Origin of the sequence: Alcaligenes nematophilus, assembly GCF_026344155.1 — a bacterium.
In the GTDB taxonomy this organism is placed as follows: Bacteria; Pseudomonadota; Gammaproteobacteria; order Burkholderiales; family Burkholderiaceae_B; genus Alcaligenes; species Alcaligenes phenolicus.
In genome coordinates this window covers 114,626-132,158 of the sequence record NZ_JAPKMZ010000001.1, presented here as the reverse complement: position 1 = coordinate 132,158, position 17,533 = coordinate 114,626, and the positions used below count along the sequence as shown (strand labels likewise).

At 51.1% G+C, this 17,533-nt stretch carries 16 protein-coding genes; 15 read left to right on the top strand and 1 reads right to left on the bottom strand.

The window, feature by feature from the left end; all coding sequences use genetic code 11:
* Positions 1–143: 143 nt before the first annotated feature.
* The 5 genes from OSH04_RS00595 to OSH04_RS00575 all read left to right on the top strand — a co-directional run bounded on the left by OSH04_RS00595 (position 144) and on the right by OSH04_RS00575 (position 8,849).
* Positions 144–2,018 (top strand): DEAD/DEAH box helicase, encoded by a 1,875-nt coding sequence (locus tag OSH04_RS00595; RefSeq protein ID WP_266107745.1) that lies wholly within the window; start codon positions 144–146, stop codon positions 2,016–2,018.
* Positions 2,019–2,138: 120 nt separating this feature from the next.
* A complete protein-coding gene (locus OSH04_RS00590) occupies positions 2,139–2,894 on the top strand; it encodes a hypothetical protein (RefSeq protein ID WP_266107744.1) in 756 nt (251 codons plus the stop codon).
* Between the two features lie 248 nt (positions 2,895–3,142).
* Positions 3,143–4,480 (top strand): SH3 domain-containing protein, encoded by a 1,338-nt coding sequence (locus OSH04_RS00585; RefSeq protein WP_266107743.1) that lies wholly within the window; start codon positions 3,143–3,145, stop codon positions 4,478–4,480.
* 328 nt (positions 4,481–4,808) lie between these two features.
* Positions 4,809–5,540 (top strand): hypothetical protein, encoded by a 732-nt coding sequence (locus OSH04_RS00580; protein WP_266107742.1) that lies wholly within the window; start codon positions 4,809–4,811, stop codon positions 5,538–5,540.
* An 18-nt stretch (positions 5,541–5,558) separates the two neighbouring features.
* Entirely contained in the window at positions 5,559–8,849 is a 3,291-nt protein-coding gene (locus tag OSH04_RS00575) for a DEAD/DEAH box helicase (protein ID WP_266107741.1), read from the top strand.
* A 627-nt stretch (positions 8,850–9,476) separates the two neighbouring features.
* On the opposite strand, the gene OSH04_RS00570 is transcribed toward OSH04_RS00575, so the two are convergent.
* The gene (locus OSH04_RS00570) at positions 9,477–10,022 is read right to left on the bottom strand and encodes a hypothetical protein (RefSeq protein WP_266107740.1); all 546 of its coding nucleotides are present in this window, start codon (positions 10,020–10,022) and stop codon (positions 9,477–9,479) included.
* A gap of 527 nt (positions 10,023–10,549) precedes the next feature.
* Between OSH04_RS00570 and OSH04_RS00565 the strand changes: the two genes are divergently transcribed.
* The 10 genes from OSH04_RS00565 to OSH04_RS00520 all read left to right on the top strand — a co-directional run bounded on the left by OSH04_RS00565 (position 10,550) and on the right by OSH04_RS00520 (position 17,504).
* A complete protein-coding gene (locus tag OSH04_RS00565; RefSeq protein WP_266107739.1) occupies positions 10,550–11,248 on the top strand; it encodes a DUF3577 domain-containing protein in 699 nt (232 codons plus the stop codon).
* A gap of 410 nt (positions 11,249–11,658) precedes the next feature.
* Positions 11,659–12,258, top strand: coding sequence for a DUF3275 family protein (locus OSH04_RS00560; protein WP_266107738.1), 600 nt, complete (start codon positions 11,659–11,661; stop codon positions 12,256–12,258).
* Between the two features lie 530 nt (positions 12,259–12,788).
* Positions 12,789–13,064, top strand: a complete 276-nt coding sequence (locus OSH04_RS00555; RefSeq protein WP_003799870.1) for a hypothetical protein — start codon at positions 12,789–12,791, stop codon at positions 13,062–13,064.
* A 78-nt stretch (positions 13,065–13,142) separates the two neighbouring features.
* A complete protein-coding gene (locus tag OSH04_RS00550) occupies positions 13,143–13,451 on the top strand; it encodes a hypothetical protein (protein ID WP_026484857.1) in 309 nt (102 codons plus the stop codon).
* A 189-nt stretch (positions 13,452–13,640) separates the two neighbouring features.
* The gene (locus tag OSH04_RS00545) at positions 13,641–13,976 is read left to right on the top strand and encodes a hypothetical protein (RefSeq protein WP_266107737.1); all 336 of its coding nucleotides are present in this window, start codon (positions 13,641–13,643) and stop codon (positions 13,974–13,976) included.
* A gap of 108 nt (positions 13,977–14,084) precedes the next feature.
* Positions 14,085–14,390, top strand: coding sequence for a hypothetical protein (locus OSH04_RS00540; protein ID WP_080584943.1), 306 nt, complete (start codon positions 14,085–14,087; stop codon positions 14,388–14,390).
* Between the two features lies 1 nt (position 14,391).
* Positions 14,392–15,507 carry a DUF6094 domain-containing protein gene (locus tag OSH04_RS00535; RefSeq protein WP_266107736.1) on the top strand — a complete coding sequence of 372 codons (1,116 nt, stop codon included), beginning with the start codon at positions 14,392–14,394 and terminating at the stop codon, positions 15,505–15,507.
* 280 nt (positions 15,508–15,787) lie between these two features.
* Positions 15,788–16,345: a RadC family protein gene (gene radC, locus OSH04_RS00530; protein ID WP_266107735.1), complete on the top strand. Its 558-nt coding sequence runs from the start codon at positions 15,788–15,790 to the stop codon at positions 16,343–16,345.
* A 109-nt stretch (positions 16,346–16,454) separates the two neighbouring features.
* Entirely contained in the window at positions 16,455–16,796 is a 342-nt protein-coding gene (locus OSH04_RS00525) for a hypothetical protein (RefSeq protein WP_045929860.1), read from the top strand.
* Positions 16,797–16,877: 81 nt separating this feature from the next.
* The gene (locus OSH04_RS00520; RefSeq protein WP_266107734.1) at positions 16,878–17,504 is read left to right on the top strand and encodes a hypothetical protein; all 627 of its coding nucleotides are present in this window, start codon (positions 16,878–16,880) and stop codon (positions 17,502–17,504) included.
* Positions 17,505–17,533 lie beyond the last annotated feature (29 nt).

Below are 17,533 nucleotides of genomic sequence, written 5' to 3'. Positions count from 1 at the left end.
AGTAAGGTGCTGCCGTTGAATATTGTCCCAATCTCGCTTAAGGCCCCTGAGTTACTTATTCAAGCTGTTTTTGATGGGCGCAGGCTTGGGCTACAACTGTTCAATATTTCAGGAATGGCCGCCCGGTTGTCTAAAGCTGGGGCATGGTGGTGTCCTGGACGGCGGATGTGGTATTGGAGCAGGGCAGTGCTGACCATGCCTTAGCTTGGTTGCAGGCGCTCTATCTGCGTGAGCATGTTGATTTTGACGGGGCTGCTGCGCTATTAAAGGCGGCTATAAGGGCCCCCGAGCCTGATTACTTTACCCAACTGCTCGACGTCCAAATTTTTGCGCTGGCCAGATGCGAGCTCAACCATGGCCAACATGCCATCAGCTTTTCTTACGATGCGCTGTGCGTGCGTGCCATGCGCGCGCTACAGGGGAGATTTCATAAGCCCGCTGCGGCGTGGCAAGTACGCGGTGACGTAGTTCACATTCAGCATGTGCTCCGTCACCTAGCAGGCGTGGCGGCTGAGTTTTCGTTCGTGCATGAGCAGCCCGTCGTACTCGAAGAGCTGGTATCACCAAGCGCGGACGAATCGCCCATCCAGGTGCCTGCTGCGACTCCTGAGCAAGGGGAAAGCGGCCCCGCCCAAGATGTGGATGGAGCGGTTTTTTTGTCTGCCGACCTGGAGCAAAGCAACGCGGTCGACATCGATGAAGCTGTGCTGGCTGCGATCGCTGTGGGCGCAGGTTTACGGGACTATCAAGTCGATGGTGTCCGTCACCTAGCAGGTCAGACAGGAGCGTGCTTGGGCGACGATATGGGCCTGGGTAAGACCCGCCAGACAGTTGTGGGTGCTCGCCTGGCAGCAGGGCAGGGAAGAGTGCTGATTGTCTGTCCCGCCTCTCTGCGTATCAACTGGGAGCGTGAGATCCATGCCGTGTACCCCGACGCTATCGTCGGCTTTGCAGGGGATGACCGGATCTCGACGTTATACGGCTGTCAGTGGGTCATTGCGAACTACGAACGATTGGGTGGCCTAGTGCGAGAGGTCGAGCTTGAGTTCGGGGCCATGGCTATTGATGAAGCGCATTATTTGAAGGAGCACAAATCCGGGCGTACACGCAATGCCTTTGTGATGGCCACACGGATTCCAAAACGATATGTGGTGACCGGCACGCCGCTGCTGAATCGTGAAATTGAGTTGCACACGCTCTTGCGTCTGACGGGCCACTCGCTCGGCCGTATGGAGCTCAAGGAGTTCCGCAAGACCTTTACGGGTTCGCGAGAACGTCGTGCCGCTTTAGCCCGCGCCTTGGGCGGGTGGATGCTACGCAGGCGTAAGGATGTACTCGACCTTGGTGCTAAAACGCATTCTGTTCGCTATATCTCGCCCAGCGAAGGCTTGGCGGCTTACAAAGAGATTTACGATGACATGAGCCTGATGGCCATGCCCAAGATCACCAGGCTACGCCAATGCCTGGAAACGCTCAAGACACCGTTCCTGATCGAAACAGTGGAAGGTCTACAGGCTGAAGACAAGATCATCATCTTTTGCGAGTACATGAGCACGGTCAATGCCATGCATGATGCCTTTGCGGCCGCTGGTATCAAGGCTGTCCGTCTGGTCGGAGCTGACTCTGCTATCAAGCGGCAAAAGGCCATCGACACATTCCAGGATGACCCCGAGGCCCGGGTGTTTATCGGCACTACGATGGCAGCTGGTGTCGGTATTACACTCACAGCCGCTAACTATGTGGCCTTTGCATCGATGCCCTGGACCCCTGCGCTCATGCGCCAAGCCGAGGATAGGGCATACCGACTGGGCCAACAGCGCGACGTGATGGTCATTGTACCGCTGATACCTGGCACAATTGATGAGGCTGTATGGAAGATCCTGGAGGGGAAACGTGAGACAGAGATTGATGTTGTGGAGGCGGTCACGGTGACTCAGACTAATGAAGCGGCGGCGATAATGAATGCCACCTTACAGAGATGGTTCCAAGGTGAGGCAGCCGGGCTGAAGCACGCTTGAGCTTGGTGGTTTTGATGTGTTTGAGTGATGAAAATAAATTGAGAGGGTTGCTTATACACTGAATAAAAAATAGTCAGACAATCAATTTATTTTCAATGTTTTAGGTTCTATATTTTTATTATGATGAATTTCATTCCTAGTTGCGATAGCAGAGAGGATGCGATCAGATCTCTGTCGTTAATATATTGTGTTTCTATTGAGAAAATCGAAGAAACTCTTCAAGATGAAGAGATTTTTCAGTTCAATGAGCCCTACAGAGACTGTAACTCGGACGCTTTCCAGTTTCTGCTGAGTCGCAAGTTGACAGCTCGTAACGATATTAAAAATGCATGTTTTTACCATTCGACAAGTTACGATGGTAACTCTTCATGGTTTGATGATGGGCTGCTTGGTTCGTCGCAAGGTGTAAACACTTTCATAGAAAAAATTAGTCATTTGCTCTCACAAGAAAAGCTAAAACTTGCTAAGCAACAGGCTCAGAGAGTCGTCATGATGCGTAGTGAGGACGAGGGCTTCACGGCCGCCACTACTGGTCCTTACGCGTGGAGTACTTATTCGGCGGCAAGCAAGAGTGAGGATGGAATTCGCTATCGAGTTCCAGAGGCTATTAGTGATTTATGGTATGGCTCCGAATATGTGGCTGGTGGACTTGTTAATCTAACGGATGTTATTGAGCGTAACCTAAAACCCGTCGTGGTTAAATTCAAAGGAAAAATTTCTAATTTTGATAGCCACTGCGCGATGCTCTGGGCCTACGTGTACTCTGGGAGCGATGAGTGTGAAATTGCTCAAACTTTTCATGGCAATGGAAGTGCTATACCTAGAGAGGATATTCTTGAGTTGATGGACGTTTCATATGCTCCAAACCTACGTTAGGATACTAGACTTAAATTGTCGCAATTTAGACTTGGTTTTTTAAAAACTGTCGGACTCATAGGATAGAAAATGATCCATTGTAGAATTCACTCATTGCCTTCCCAGAACTCTTTGGATTGATACCTTCTAAAGCCGTCGCGTCAAAGGAATAGACCACCACACGGTGAACTATGAACCTCGTATGAAATGTCTGCGATAATATCGTTCGCGGCATTTTCCACCCACGCACAGCCTGTGATCCTATAGACATGCCTAGTTCCTTCGACTTGCAACTCTCAGAGCTTGCCCACATTAACTCGCTGGTCAAGGTGCATCGCATCGCGGGGCTTAATCCATCCGCCGCTTCGATACTTCATGACATGAGTGCGTTGAGGACTGCCCAGGGCGGTTTGTTGAGGCTTCGCCAGCAGACCGAGACTATCTTGGGAATGAAGAGCCACTTCCACCGAGAAGCTAAGCAGATCACTGGCGTGATTGAGGGCATCGAGCGGGTTCGGATGTGGAACGCAAGGATTTTTTCTAACACATACGCGGATGTGGAGCGATATCGTCGCATGGTGAGTACCGCTATTGGGCCCTTATCCGCGCTGCGCTCTGCTTCACTATATGAGAGCGAAGCGGCGCGACTAGGCTTGCGTTCACACGGGCTCTTAAGCGCAGCTGGTATCAAGAGCTATACGAACGGCTTCACCGCCGCAGAACAGGTCCGTAAACAACAGGAATTGCTCGCGACGACCTTTGGCGAGTCGTTGGCTGAGCGCTGGCTGTCATCGGCTCGCGTTATCGCTAAACAGTTCGCGAGCGTAACGGACATTATTCCTCAACAATTAAAAGCATGGCGCAGTACCACTGTTTTCGATCCTGCTTGGCTTGCTAGAGGCATCGGCATGCCGGTGATGGATGCGGCTTCATTTGAGACGATTGCAAGGACCTCCGGTGTTAACGGCTTACTCGCTCAGTTGAAGTCGTTTGGCATTGATGAAACGACACTTCAAGCTGTTGCATCAACGATGGCAGAGGACGAGGGCGATGTCGAAGACCTGCTTTGTGACTCAAATAAAACGGATGGAGCATCCCATCGGCAACTCACAAGGGCACAACTCCTAAGGCTGTGGAACATTGTCTTCATCGTTTATTCTGTGCTGTTCCCGCTCTATACTTGGTGGGACTCCAACCAAGTTGAAGCTCGGCGCCTGGGCGATATTAAGGCAGCAGAGGCGCGCACGTCCGCTGAGATTAGGGCCTCTGAACACCGCACCGGTGAGAAAGTTGTGGCTATGATCAAGCTGATGGAACAGGTCGTGGAACTCGCAGAACAACAGGTGATTGCCGAGAGGGACATGGTTGTTCGTGAGCGCGTGGCCATTATCATGGCTGAGCCACGTTCCGGCGCTGCCGTGATCGCAGAGGCCTTCCCGAACCAGGTTGTTACACTTCTGGAAGAACGTGGCAAGTGGATCAAGGTGGTTTACTACGACTGGCTCGCTCATGATGAGCGCATAGGTTGGTCGTTGAAGAAGTATTTTGTCAGAGTGAAGCTTGACGTATGCAATCCTCGCAGAGACAGTCAGGTTCGAGCTGAGTAATTAGCGTCAGATTGCATGCAGCGAGAATGGGGAATCTCTTGCAACCGAACGGTAAAGGGCATTGAGTAAGCTTCGCTAACAAAAGGATGTTCACGTCCTGTGGCTTGCATTCAACATGTAATTTGCAATGTCCCAATTGCTAACGGTCGACTAAGGAATCCGCTTCTCCCAAGTCACACATTACGATGAAAGGGCGACGCGCGAGTTAAAGCCGCTCCCTCCGTCCCCCTTCTTATTCCAGGCATATAATAGAATTGCTTACAAAATAAAATGCAATCTGGGAGGTCGTGTGCCAATCAATCTAACTCCGTTCGGGGAGACGGACGCGTTGTGGATCGGTAATACTTGGGAAGTGCCTGATGACGATGTCTTAGCAAGCTGGATTGCTTGGGTTGCAATAGGCCAAGCGCTCCATGTCGCTGAGATTCTTCATGCGGTAAACCCCCAAGATACAGCACCCTTGGGGGCCGTGGCGAAAACAGACGCTATTGAGCTTCTAACCCAGAAGGGTACAGATCCTTGGCACCGAGACGGATGGATGTTTCAAGTTATGTCATGGCTCGCGGCTCATGTGAACAGGCCAGGTGCCCTAATTGCGCTCCCGCATTTGATTCATGCCGAGAAGGGTTTCGACGGCCTCGAAATACTACTCGATGAGTCACAAGACGTTGTTGCTATCATAATTTTCGAAGATAAGGCGACCGAAAATCCGAGAGCCACCATTCGAGACTCGGTTTGGCCAGAGTTTGAAAAATTTGAGTTAGGGCATGGGATGAACAGACTGACGCAACAAGCCTCAGGAATTTTGGCAGCCGCGCATCATCCGAACCCGACAGCAGCCGTCAATAAGATTTCGTGGAATACGACTAGGCGCTATCGCATCAGTATTACCTCAAGCGAAAGCACGCCAACTTCTCGTAAGGCTCTTTTCAAGGACTACGAGACTAAGGTGCTGGGGAGGATCGACCGTCGGAAGGCGGAGGTGTTCGCGGTCGATGACGTTAGGGTGTGGATGGCGAATCTAGCCGCTAAAGCAATCATCCACGTGAACTCGTTCTGAGTTCAGGAGAACTTTGCCATGTTTGATCCTTCAACCGAAGAACTGATTCGGCATGCCCCCACTCTTGATGGGCTCGACAACAACCAGCTATCGAAAGAGTTCACCCGGATATACACGACCATTGTGGCAGCTCGTATGAGGCTGCGTGATTTGGCCTCCCAAGTCGAACAAACGAGCATGTCGAGTAAAGAGGTGCTCGAAGTCGTTGCCAAAGAGATGAAGTTTCTCAGAGAGCTTGCAAGCACGCAAGAAGCTCTCATTTCTGTAAGTCCTTCTCGCGACGACCGCCGCTCAGCAGCATTCGTCGCCGGAACTGCGCATTATGTCCTTCTTCAAGCTGAGCGTATCGTCGGAGACAAGTTACCTTCCCGCCTTGAAATGGATTATGTGTCGCCTGAGGTATCTGCGACAGTGTTGTTCATGATTGCGGGAGCGAGTGCCGATGCGGCCGAGATGGCCAGAGAGATTGAAGAAGACTTCTCTCAGCAGAGGCCCCATCGGGCGTTACTCATGGGTGCTATCCGAAAATTTGCTAGGGGTGAGCTCCTAGAGATCCAGCCTCACTCAGAGTTCACAAACGCTGAGAGTTCCGATCATCCAAGAATCGAGCAGGCAATTGATGCTTTATACCATCTGATTTATAACGGGCTGGCCTCACTAGCAGCCGAGATGCTAGGTGATGCGGATTCGGGTAGTGAGAGGCAATTCGCGCAAGTAGAGGCCCTGTGCAGCCGTACAGTTGAAAGTCAAGTTATTGATCTTCCAATAGTTCGTGTTTTTGCTGGGCCTCGGCACTTGGCAGTATTGCTCAGGATTCTCGCAGGCGATTTCCCTGGGGCTAGTGTTGCCAACCTGAGGCCACCTAACGGCAGCGACCCAACTCGGTGGAGGCGGGGAATTCATCATATTTCGCGCGGTCGCCCGTACCTTTGGCCAAATCATCTCGAAGCTATTCAAAGCGGCTATCTAGAACTCGGAACATCTGCTGCAATCAGCTTCCCAACCGGCGCTGGGAAGTCAACGTTGTCCGAGCTAAAAATACTTGCCACGCTCAGCAAGCAGCTGGATGTTGTGTTTCTGGCTCCGACGTTGTCACTCGTTGATCAAACGGCGAGAGTCTTAGATGCAGCATTTCCTGATGCGGCTGTCGAACGCGAGCACGCCAGTGATGATCCATTTGGGTTCGACGCTACACGCCTTCCCCCAATCACAGTTATGACGCCGGAACGCTGCCTCGCCTTAATGGGCTTTGAAGCAGAACTATTCGAGAACGTTGGCCTCATCGTCTTCGACGAATGCCACTTACTGCATGCTATCGACACTGAGCGGGGCAAACGTGCCGTTGACTCCATGCTCTGTGTGCTCAATGCGGTGGATCTTGCTCCAAAGGCCGACATGTTGATGCTTTCCGCTATGATGAGCAATGCAACCCAAATAGCAGGGTGGCTCCAGAGCGTCATGAATCGGCCGTGCCTTGCACTGTCTATGAGTTGGAAGCCGACTCGACAAGTGCGCGGCTGTCTTGTGTACCCGCGCTCAGAGGTTGATGCGCTGAAAATCCTCGCGAGGTCATTGAAAGCTTCCGCGACGACCGACGCACCTCCAGAGGCAGCAAAACGGCAAATGCGGGCACGACCACAAGGCTTTTTCGGACTGAAGCAGACTTGGGATACAACGAACCGAGTTGATTATGCACTGCTTCCCTTGTTGAATCGTTCGGTACAGTTGGCACTCAGTCGGTACTGGAAACTGACGCCCAATGCTAATAACGTTGCAGCGGCTGTTGGGGCTGCAGCCGTTGATGGGAGTTCATCGCGAGTGCTCAAGACCCTTATCTTCTGTCAAACTACAGTTAACGCGAACAGCACAGCCGAATACACGAGGAGGCGGCTTGGACAGAACGCAATCCAGTTGAGCGCTGAGGAGGATCAGCTCTTTGAACTTGCCTTGCAAGAGATTGGAAGCATTGATTGCTTATACGTTGAGGTCTCATTAAAGAAGGAGGTAACTTCATCGGCGCTACCGCATCACGCCCGGCTACTACCAGCTGAGCGGCACCTACACGAGTCTCTATATCGCCGTGAAGATGGTGTTCATGTTTTGGCCGCCACGTCGACGCTTTCTCAGGGAATGAATCTGCCAAGTCAGATTGTTTTGATTGCTGGCGACAGTCGCTTTGACGCCGCGAGCAACCAGCTCGAACGTCTACAGGCACACGAACTATTGAATGCGGCAGGTAGAGCAGGTCGGGCCGGCGAGAGTTCCTATGGATTCGTTCTTGTCATTCCTAGCAAAGTTGTTTACTTCGATGATTCTGTTGGCCTTATCCATGAGCATTGGACTAGCCTTAAAGAGATTTTTTCTCAATCAGACCAATGCCTCGCAATTGAGGACCCTCTTGCGCCTATTCTTGACTCGATACATTTGCATGAAGAGAATCATGCCGTAGCAGAGTACCTACTCCGACGCCTTCCTGTGGGCGACTCGGATGAAGAGACCGAAAAAAAGTCTCGCGTCATGTTATCTCGTACCTTTAATGCATACCTAAAGGGTCTGTCCGGGGATCAGGATTGGCTTGAATCTCGCGTAGTCGCGGCTATCTCGGCCAAAATGAAGCTTGCTGACTCGGATGAAGACTCTGATTGGTCGAACGTGTTAGCAGCGAAGTTCGGCATTCAGGCTTCCACGCTGCGCTCATTAGAAGAACACCTGCAGTCGCCACCAAGTGACACTTCAATAAATGGTTGGATCGGATGGCTCTTTGATTGGTTGAGATCAGAGCCAAGGGCCTTCATTGAAATGACTCGTCAAGAAGGCCTTGAAACCTTATTCGGCGGCAAGTTTACTGCACTGACCACTCCGGAGGAGCGGGGTGAGTATGCTATCGCGAGACTTCTTCCGCTCGTTGAGGCATGGATAGCAGGGCAGCCGTTTACTGCCATTGAGAAGGTGTTTTCCCCGTCTAAAAAGAAACTAAATAAGTGCGAGAGTAGTCGGGATTTTGTGCTCCGTGTTCTGCCCGATATTGCCTATATAGCATCACTTCCCGAGTTGATACGCCGTTCCAGTGGAACAATCAATGAGTCATGGTTGACTCTTGAGCGCTTAAGTGGATGTGTTCGTGACGGGCTAGACTCCCTAGAGAAACTCGCACTTTATCAAATCATCAGCAGGCCAGGCGCTCGCATCGCATCGCACGAAGCTTGGAATGTCTGTGAGTTCTGGACTGAAACGGCAAACCTCGGTGAGGACTGGAAGACATTGCGAAACCGCGTCAGGAAGGGTTGGGCAATGTGCAACACCCTATAATTTTATGGCATCGGAACGTGTTAGTTTCAGTTGCGGTAAAGCGTAGCAAGTAGGGGCTTCGGTTACCTGTCGTTCGGGTCAAAGTTCTTGTCGAGAGCCTAGCTAGATGTGCTACGACATTGCCCTTGAACGCGCTGCTGGTATTGAAAGTCTGTAAAGCTGTAATTCGTGAGTCTAGTAATCAGCTCGAATCAGGTATCCAGTCAAACTTTCCAGATGACCTCTTTTAGCTGCGAGCGGAAACTTTAAGTGTACTGAGATTTGATTCGACAAAAACAATAGAACGAAGAGTAAGGCAGAAAACGCTTCATAGTTGTCTTTAGCTCTGAGTAGTGGTCGACTAGAAACAACTATTCTTTCGTAGCGGTTTTTGGCCCATCACAGATAGCCGAGGGGGCAATGAAGTTTAGGGCGAGCCGGGCCTCACTCTAGAACCCTGGATAGGTGCCTCTAGATGGTGAGGCGTTTAACGCTGGCAATGATAGTGTCTAAACGCATCGGCAAGTAGGTATGACCTAGTGTGAAGTCCCAGCCTGAAGGGGGCAAAGCCTCACACAGGGCTGCATCAGCAATAGCTGCTAACGCTGATACAACCCCAAGCGAGGCTCTCATACTCGTTGCCGAAAACTACTCGAAGTAAGACTCATCGTCCCAATTTGATTTGGAGCTGATAATCTCTAAGCCATAATCCTCATGAAGCTTCCAGACTTTAGAACGATATACCAGGGTTATCATGGCATCGATGTTGAACGCGTTGCCTGACCAGGGGCGCTCCTCATCCTGGTCTCCTTCCCAGTCAAAATTCAAGGTCAGCGTCAAATGACCACTACTTGCATCATAGTTCGCATCCGTCGGATCAAGATTCTCCATGGTAAAAAATATAGCATTGGTTTCCGCCATTGCTCCGGACATTTCATCCTCAAGCTGAAGTTCCAATTCAGAGAGAATTTCGTCTTCGTAGATCGCGTCTTCAAGTTTTTCCAAGCCGAACGCAAGTCTCATGAGCCTGATATCTAATGGATTAGATTTTGAGACCTGGCTTAGGTCATGATAGCTGGTAAAGCCAACACTTTTAGCCGCTTTTTCAAGGGCGACGTTGAGTGGTATTTGATTTTCACGTGCATAGTCTTTGCATCGTGATTTGATGATGTTGGTATAGCTAAATTTGGACATGGCACTCTCCAGACTTGGCACGACGATAGCTTGCTAACCGTGTGCGCCGTTGGGAAAGATGCTCACACAGAAGGGATTTATGTAATGGTGCTGAGCTTCGCCAATGCAAGCGGCAGGCGTCCATCCACGCCTATCGCTAGTATAATCTACTTCAACGTTTAAGGCAACTTTTGCAGTCAGTCTATCAACCTCGCTGGGCTGGCTCGCCCTGACTTTCCGAAAAAATTTTCCGAGGCCGTTGAGACTCGCAGAGCCACGGCCTGTCATATTAAGTCTGAGTTAGCGCATATAAATTGCATTCTTGACTTTATCATTACTCATTGATAACTTAACTCCGTGAACCGCCATAAGGCACCCCACAGCGGCGTCTCAACTCTTGAAAGACGCACGTACTGATCCTCTAAGACAGTACCAGAGTACCTCTTCTTCTTTACTACCCGGACAGGGAACCCGCTTTCCCTGTCCAAGCCATTCGGCTTTTGGGTGGGTGCGTGTTCCTCCAGTCCATTTTTCTGGAGTTCACCATCATGACGACCGCTTCCGCTCAAACTTCCAACCACTTCAATCTTCACGTTAACGGTCTCGGTTATCTGAACCGTGTCCGCTGGGTTGAAACCAAAGGTCCTGGCCGCAAGGCCCAACCCTTTCTTGCTTGCTCGATTTCCGCCGTGCGTGGAAATACTGATGAACCTGACTACACCTACTTTGACCTTCGGGTCTCTGGGAGCGAAGCCATCGAAATGGTGGAGAAGCTCATGGGTGATGTTGAGGCGAAACGTAAGGTTTTCGTATCGTTTCGTGTGGGTGATATCTACACACACGTTTACATGCGCAACCTTCGAGATGAGAAGGGACGTACAACTGGCGAGCAAGAGCCTGCCGCACTTATCAAGGGACGTCTGTTGTTGATCAACAGTGTCACTGTTGATGGCGTTAATATTTTCCGACGTGAATTGCAAGAAGGGTCCAGCATGGATAACATTCCTTTTCAGGAGGATGCTCCTTTGCAGAACTCCTCGACCGATGATGAATCTTCTCAGGATGTGCCTGAGCAAGACCAGTCTGAAAATAAAGCACCACAGGAAAACGCTCAAGGTCCAGCAGCTCCAAAGTTCAACAGCACTCCAGTGCCCGTGAACCAAGGCGCTGCGGCATATCAAGCAGGATATGGAGCAAGTAGTGCGCTGCAATACGCTGCAAGCTATGCCCATCAGAGCGTCGCTTAACTTTTAATGCCTCATCAAAACCCTCGTTACTGTTCCCACTGGGGGCTGTGCGAGGGTTTTCTTCTCCTTGATGCTGCAAAAATTAGCGACTAAACTAATTCGGTTTTGCGAGTGTTTTCAGGTGTCACTTGAATAACCTGGTCGCCTTCGGGCACGACACGTCAACCCCTGAAACGTGAACGCTCTGTATAGAGTTGGGGTACATCTCACACGAGTACGTCCGTTGAATTGCACGTTCAAACTGGAACCTCACGTGCTCTAAAGTACTATCCGATCGCAAGTTGGGTGGCCACCATTTAAGCCCCCTGTACCCGTCCGGCGTAAGCTGCACGGGTACTTTCATTTCACACCCCACCGGGAGATCTCTTCCGGCTGGATGTGGTCTCCCTGTCTTTCTAAAGGAGATCACGATGATCCGTATAGATGGAGCGCAGCTGCGTGTAAAGCGGATTCGACAAAGTCGAAATGGTGCATTCTGCGTTGCAGACCTCTCAACTGCTTTTGGTGAGTTCAAGGTCAAAGACCCGCTCCTGGATCAGTTTGAAGAAGGTGAGTACCAGGCAACTGTGTGGATTAGTGAAATCTATCTGTCGCAATACATCGCGTTTGGCAAAGGTGTGACAGAGATTCGTGCGCGTTTGCACGATTTACAAGTGGAGAGCCAGGCCGAATTATCGACTGCTCATGAGCAAGCTGAGCCTGACCCTATTGACGAGCAACGGCCTGTACGGGTTGCAGCATCTAAAAAGTCAGTACCCCCGCCATCTACCGCAAAAGACTTCAGCCACTTTAATAAGGGTGGGAAGCCTCAGTCAGAGTCTCTGGATTCTACGCAGGGAGAGCACGATGGGTTGCTTGACGCAGAAATGCTCCATGCCATTGCCAATCGCGATCCCATCAAACTTGATGCGACTGTAGAACGTGCGCTGCTACGACGGCAAGCAGCTGAACTTGGCCAACGTCATGGCTACCGTTTCGATGCGAAGCAACAAATCTGGTTTGCCCAGTAAACCCTCATTTCTAAACCGCCCAAAGGTGGCGGTTTGACTTATGTTCTTGATGTGATCGAGACCATGAGCCAGACCGCACAGTGCATTGGTGCATCGTTGAATCTGGGAGGCGGCGTCCCCATGCGCCCGCAGCTTTTGCGCTAAGCCGGAGCTGGTGATAGCAAAACCAGCCACGTACCTTGCGCGCCGTTTCATTTGTCACCAGGACCTCCATTTCGGTGACGCACACCTTGGATCCACCAAGGGGAGTGAGGGGGTATGAATTTTAATTTGTTATGTAAGCCCGGAACCTAGATGGGTTCCCTTGCGAGCCAGGACAATCAGGCCCGGCCTGCAAGGGAAATCATCTAAGCAAACCAACGATGGTTTCAATCAGGTGCGTTCAACCCTGTAAACGCGCCAAGGCAGTAAGTGCTGCCTGGGTAACTCGCTTTATTCATTCACGCAGATTTAACCTGCGCTTCTTACTAACCCCGTGGGGACACCGTGTCCCCTGGGGCTTGGTCGTCCCCATTTTTTGGAAGACGATCATGGCTCAACTGCATTTTTTCCCTATCACGACGGCTCAGCGCAAGAGTCTGCATTCCCTCTTTAATGACTGGCTTTCCCAGGCCAATGAAGAGGGATTTGAGCAGTTTCTGGCTGTTCGACATGAGTTGGCACCCGCACAGGTGTGCTCGTTCGTACGTCTGGTCCAAGGTTGCTCTGTTCGACAAGATTTGGCCCAGCGCTTGCCAGGTGATCTCAAGCAGCGTCTGCAAGCACTTCATTGGCTGCGATTCGGCGCTACAGCGGTAGCCGCTTGATTCTTTAACTGACCCTTGGGGGCTTTGACCCTCGCGGGTTGATAGCCCTCTTGATTTTTTAAGGGGTACTATATGTCAATGAGTCCATCTGACTTGTTCCTGCTGCGGCAGGGCCTGGTTGATGCCGGTATGAAGCAAGAGGTTGCCGAAAAGGTGGCCATCGCAATGGAGGGTGCTATGGCACTCACACTTGATCAAGTGCTGGAGAAGTGGACAGCCAAGGTTGAACACGACATTGCCGCGCTTCGCACTGAGCTGAAGCACGACATTGAGGTGACCAGAAAAGACATCGAGGTGACCAAGCGGGATATGACCATCCGTCTTGGCTTGATGCTGGCTGGTTTTGCCGGTCTGATCTTAAGCGGCATGAAGATGTTCATGCCTTAGCGTTTAGCACGCGACCATTTCAGCACACCTCGGTATGCCCTATGAGGAGTGCGCTCCTCCAAATTAGCGAATGTATGCCACGTCTTTCATAGGCTTGGTGACATTCGCTTTTCTTTTGTCTTTCCATTTTTACCCCTGCGGGCACAGACCCGCATGGGTATGGCCTGCGCATTTTTAGTGAGGCCGACTATGACTGAACAGACTCAACCTGTGTGCAGAGATTCCTTCGATCTCTCGCCTCTTGCCAATGTGCTGCCGCGCTTTGAGCTCGGTGTGGTTGTGGCTACGCCAGGTGTTACCAAGCTGGATCAAGAAGGCACGATCAACGCTTGTCAGTACCTGGCTCGTCACGCTGTTGGTGATTGGGGGGATCTGTGCCACGAAGATTGGCGATTTAACCAGCGGTCTCTGGCGTGTGGAGGGCGACTGATGTCGTCGTATCGCGTCAACGACCAACTCAAAATCTGGATCGTTACAGAATGGGATCGATCCAGTACCACACTGACGTTGCCATCGGAGTACTGATCCTCTAACCCATGCAAACCCATCAGGATGGGTTTGCATTTTCCTCTTTCACTTTCCCGACGGGACGATCCGTCTGGGTCTCTCGTCGTTTATTTTTCGGAGACCTACATGATCGTTGTCCGCTATTTCACCTTACCGCTGTACACAACTGACAGAAACCGTACCGATGATCGACTGATCTGGACCGGGCCAGAACCTGTTCCAGCCATTGGCGAAACTGTGATGGTCAGGTTTAACAATATTGGTAAATGCAGAATCGTTTGCTTTGCCTCACAAGGTCCATACCTTGGCCTGCTTGTTTACCCCCTTCAACCACCCAGTTGGTGGATATCTCAGAATGGCGAGCCATCGCCTGAAACAGCAGGTTTGGTGTTTGGCCGCGAGATCTCACTCATTGATGCTCAGGAGGCGTGACATGGCTCTTTTGTTCACTCGCTTGGCACGTAACTTCGTCAAAGCCGGGTACTACCCGACCGATGATGAGACTTTGCAGCGGATTCAACACTTCCTCATGCCAGCATCAAAACCTATGCGATTGCTTGACCCATGTTGCGGGGAAGGTGCGGCGCTGGCTGACATTCGTCTTGGCCTACAGGAGCGGGCTGGTGAGGTTTCAGTAAGCATTGAGGCTCTGGGTGTTGAGTTTGATAAAGAACGTGCCTGGCACGCGAAAACCCTCTTGGATAGGGTTATTCACGCGGACCTTCATGACGTTGTGGTTAAGGCTCGTAGTATTGGCCTACTGTTTCTGAATCCTCCTTACGGGTTTGGAATCAGTGATGCGGCGAACATGGCCAACGCCGACTCTGACAAAGCCGAACGTCTGGAGCGTACGTTCTTAAAGAAAACGGCATCATTCCTGGTTGAGGGCGGGGTACTTATCTACATCATTCCGTACTACGCCTTAGATGCTGAGATTCGGACATTTTTGGCCCGTAATTTCGACAATTTACGGTTCTTTATGGCCCCTGAGCAGCAATTCAAACAATGTGTCATTTTCGGGACCAAAATCCGAAGCACACATCCACGTAAAAGCGTTCTTGACTGGCTTGCGCAGGCTCAGGCCGGAGAGTTCGTAGATCAAGTATTGCCAGAGGTCTGGGATGATGAACCCTACCAGGTGCCAGCAGCTGATGCGGAGCTTGACTTTCATGCTGTGCGAATCGATGCCGCTCAATTGAAAGACGAGCTCAATACATGGAAGGCGAGTCTATTGTGGCAAGGCTTTGATGTTCATTTCTCTCAGGTGCGGACCAGTCACAGAAGACCGCTTCGTACGATGACTCAATGGCACCTGGCGCTTGCGCTGGCGGCCGGCCAGGTGACTGGCTGCATTGAATCGAAAGACGGCCGGATTGTTCTGATAAAGGGGGATACCTTTAAGAAGAAAGAACGTATCCAGAACCTGGAGGTGGATGAGAAAGGGAATGTCTCAGAGACCATCACGATGCTGGATAAGTTTGTGCCTACGATCAATGCGATTGAATTTACTGCCGATCATCGGCTTGGTCAGATAGTTAAGATCAGCTGATGCTTTACCCCTCAGTGCCAATGGTTGGCGCTATTCACCCTTCATTAGAAGGGTTCCTCAAGGGGCCTGGTCCAGGTCATTTGGGGAAACCTTCTCATCAAACCTAAAGGGGTTTCTTTAGGTGCGTTTAACCCTGTAAACGCATCAAGGTGGTCTTTTACTGCCTGGGTAGTTTTTCTTATCTGCTGCAGTCATGCATAGCATGTCAGTAGCCTCGCCTTATCCCTTGGGGACATCCGTCCTCAAGGGGCCGGATGTCTCCAGATTTTTGGAGATACCCATGTCTTCTTTCAATACGTCGATTTTACCCATAGCGCCGTCTGTATACGCTCAGGCAGCGCCTGAACCCGCGCAATTGCATGTTGCTGATGCGCATGGGCACTACGTGTTGGCGACTCCAGGGCAGATATTGGAGGCCGCACGTGAGGCGATTGTGTCTCTAGTGCCTTCGGGAACTCCCATGTCAATGCCGAGCATTGCAGAACGCTATGCCGTTGCTCGTTTGGCTGGCCTAGAACACGAGGTTTTCGCTGTCTTCTTTTTAGACAACCAGCTTCGCCTGATCCAGTATCGGGAATTGTTCCAAGGCACCCTGAATCAAACGGCTGTCTATCCTCGTGAGGTCGTTAAAGAGGTGCTCAAAAACAATGCTGGCGCGGTCATTTTGGCTCACAACCATCCAAGCGGAAAGTTAGAGCCTAGCCAGGTAGACCGCCAACTTACTGAGCGGCTTAAAAAAGCATTGGAGCTGATCGATGTAAGGGTTCTGGACCATTTGATCGTCGGGCCTTCAGCCGACAACACTAGCTATTCGTTCGCTGAGCACGGCGACCTGTAACTTGAGTCATTTCTTGTTTGTTTAGCCCGCATTTGGGCGTTTTTAACCTGTACCCATAGGGTCGCTGCGGCCCTTATGGGGCGTTGCGACTCATTTTCTGGAGTTTGTCATGAGTCGTCATTACTTTGAAACCACGTACAAAGATCATCCCGTCACTGTGCTCTTGGGCTGGGATAGGCCTTTGGGTCATTATTTTCTGGTCATCGAAAAGCAGGTGGATTTTGTGGATCCGGATGTGACCGGGTTCGATGATCAATATCTGTATAGCAATCTTTATGAGTCCAACCCATTTGGTTTGAGCCTGGAGCATTTTAAAGCGGTGTTGCACCGGCTCAAAATCACTGTGCCAGCAAATATGTTCACTGAGGTCCAACGCGACTCCTGGAACAACGTGGGGAATCGAGACATCACCCATCAAGTTGACGGCTCATTTGCCGTGCGCTCGGCTTGACCATCTCTCTAAACGGCGCGGCCTGGCCTCATCCTCCTTTTTGCGAGGAAGGGGCCAGTCGCTTAACTATGGAGCTCGGTGATGTACCAAGTAGAGGAGTTTCCTGAAGTCTGGGCAGATGCCTGCATCCGAGAGTCGGACGGTCGCTTTTTGTTCGTTTCGCTGTATGGACGCGATGGATCGCTGATGCAATTCATGGCTGCGATGCAGTTGGGCAATAAGGAAGGCGGTATACAACGCTTTCACTTGCGCGGCGATGATGGCCAACGCCACTTAGTGGAGGTTGGCGGTGTGGATCGCTTAGGCAAACACACCGGCAGGTTGCCTAAGCAAAACCTGTTTGGTCCTCTGGGGCAACTGTGGGTATTTGACAAGAATCTACAGGAGCCAGACCGTGCGAATCGAATCGGTTGGGCTCTTCACTACTCAGCAATGAGCGACCTGGGCAGCCTTAACGAGGCTCAGGAGCATGATCTTGATGATCGTGCCTGGCAACTGATTAAAAGCTTGTCGCCGGTGGCTCTTTTAGACCATTGGCGTGCTGAAGTTTTGGCTTGGTGCCGTGATAAGCAAGCTGTGCAGATAATGGGCAGCGATTTGTATCCCACGCTTGGCCCTGTCAAGGCAGTTCGGGTGAGCCTAAGTGAGCATTTTCTTGATTTCATCTCTGATGGGGTCAGGGAAGGGCGCCTACGTTTGCAGTTGTAATTTTCTAAGCTGATTGGCTGATTTCCGGA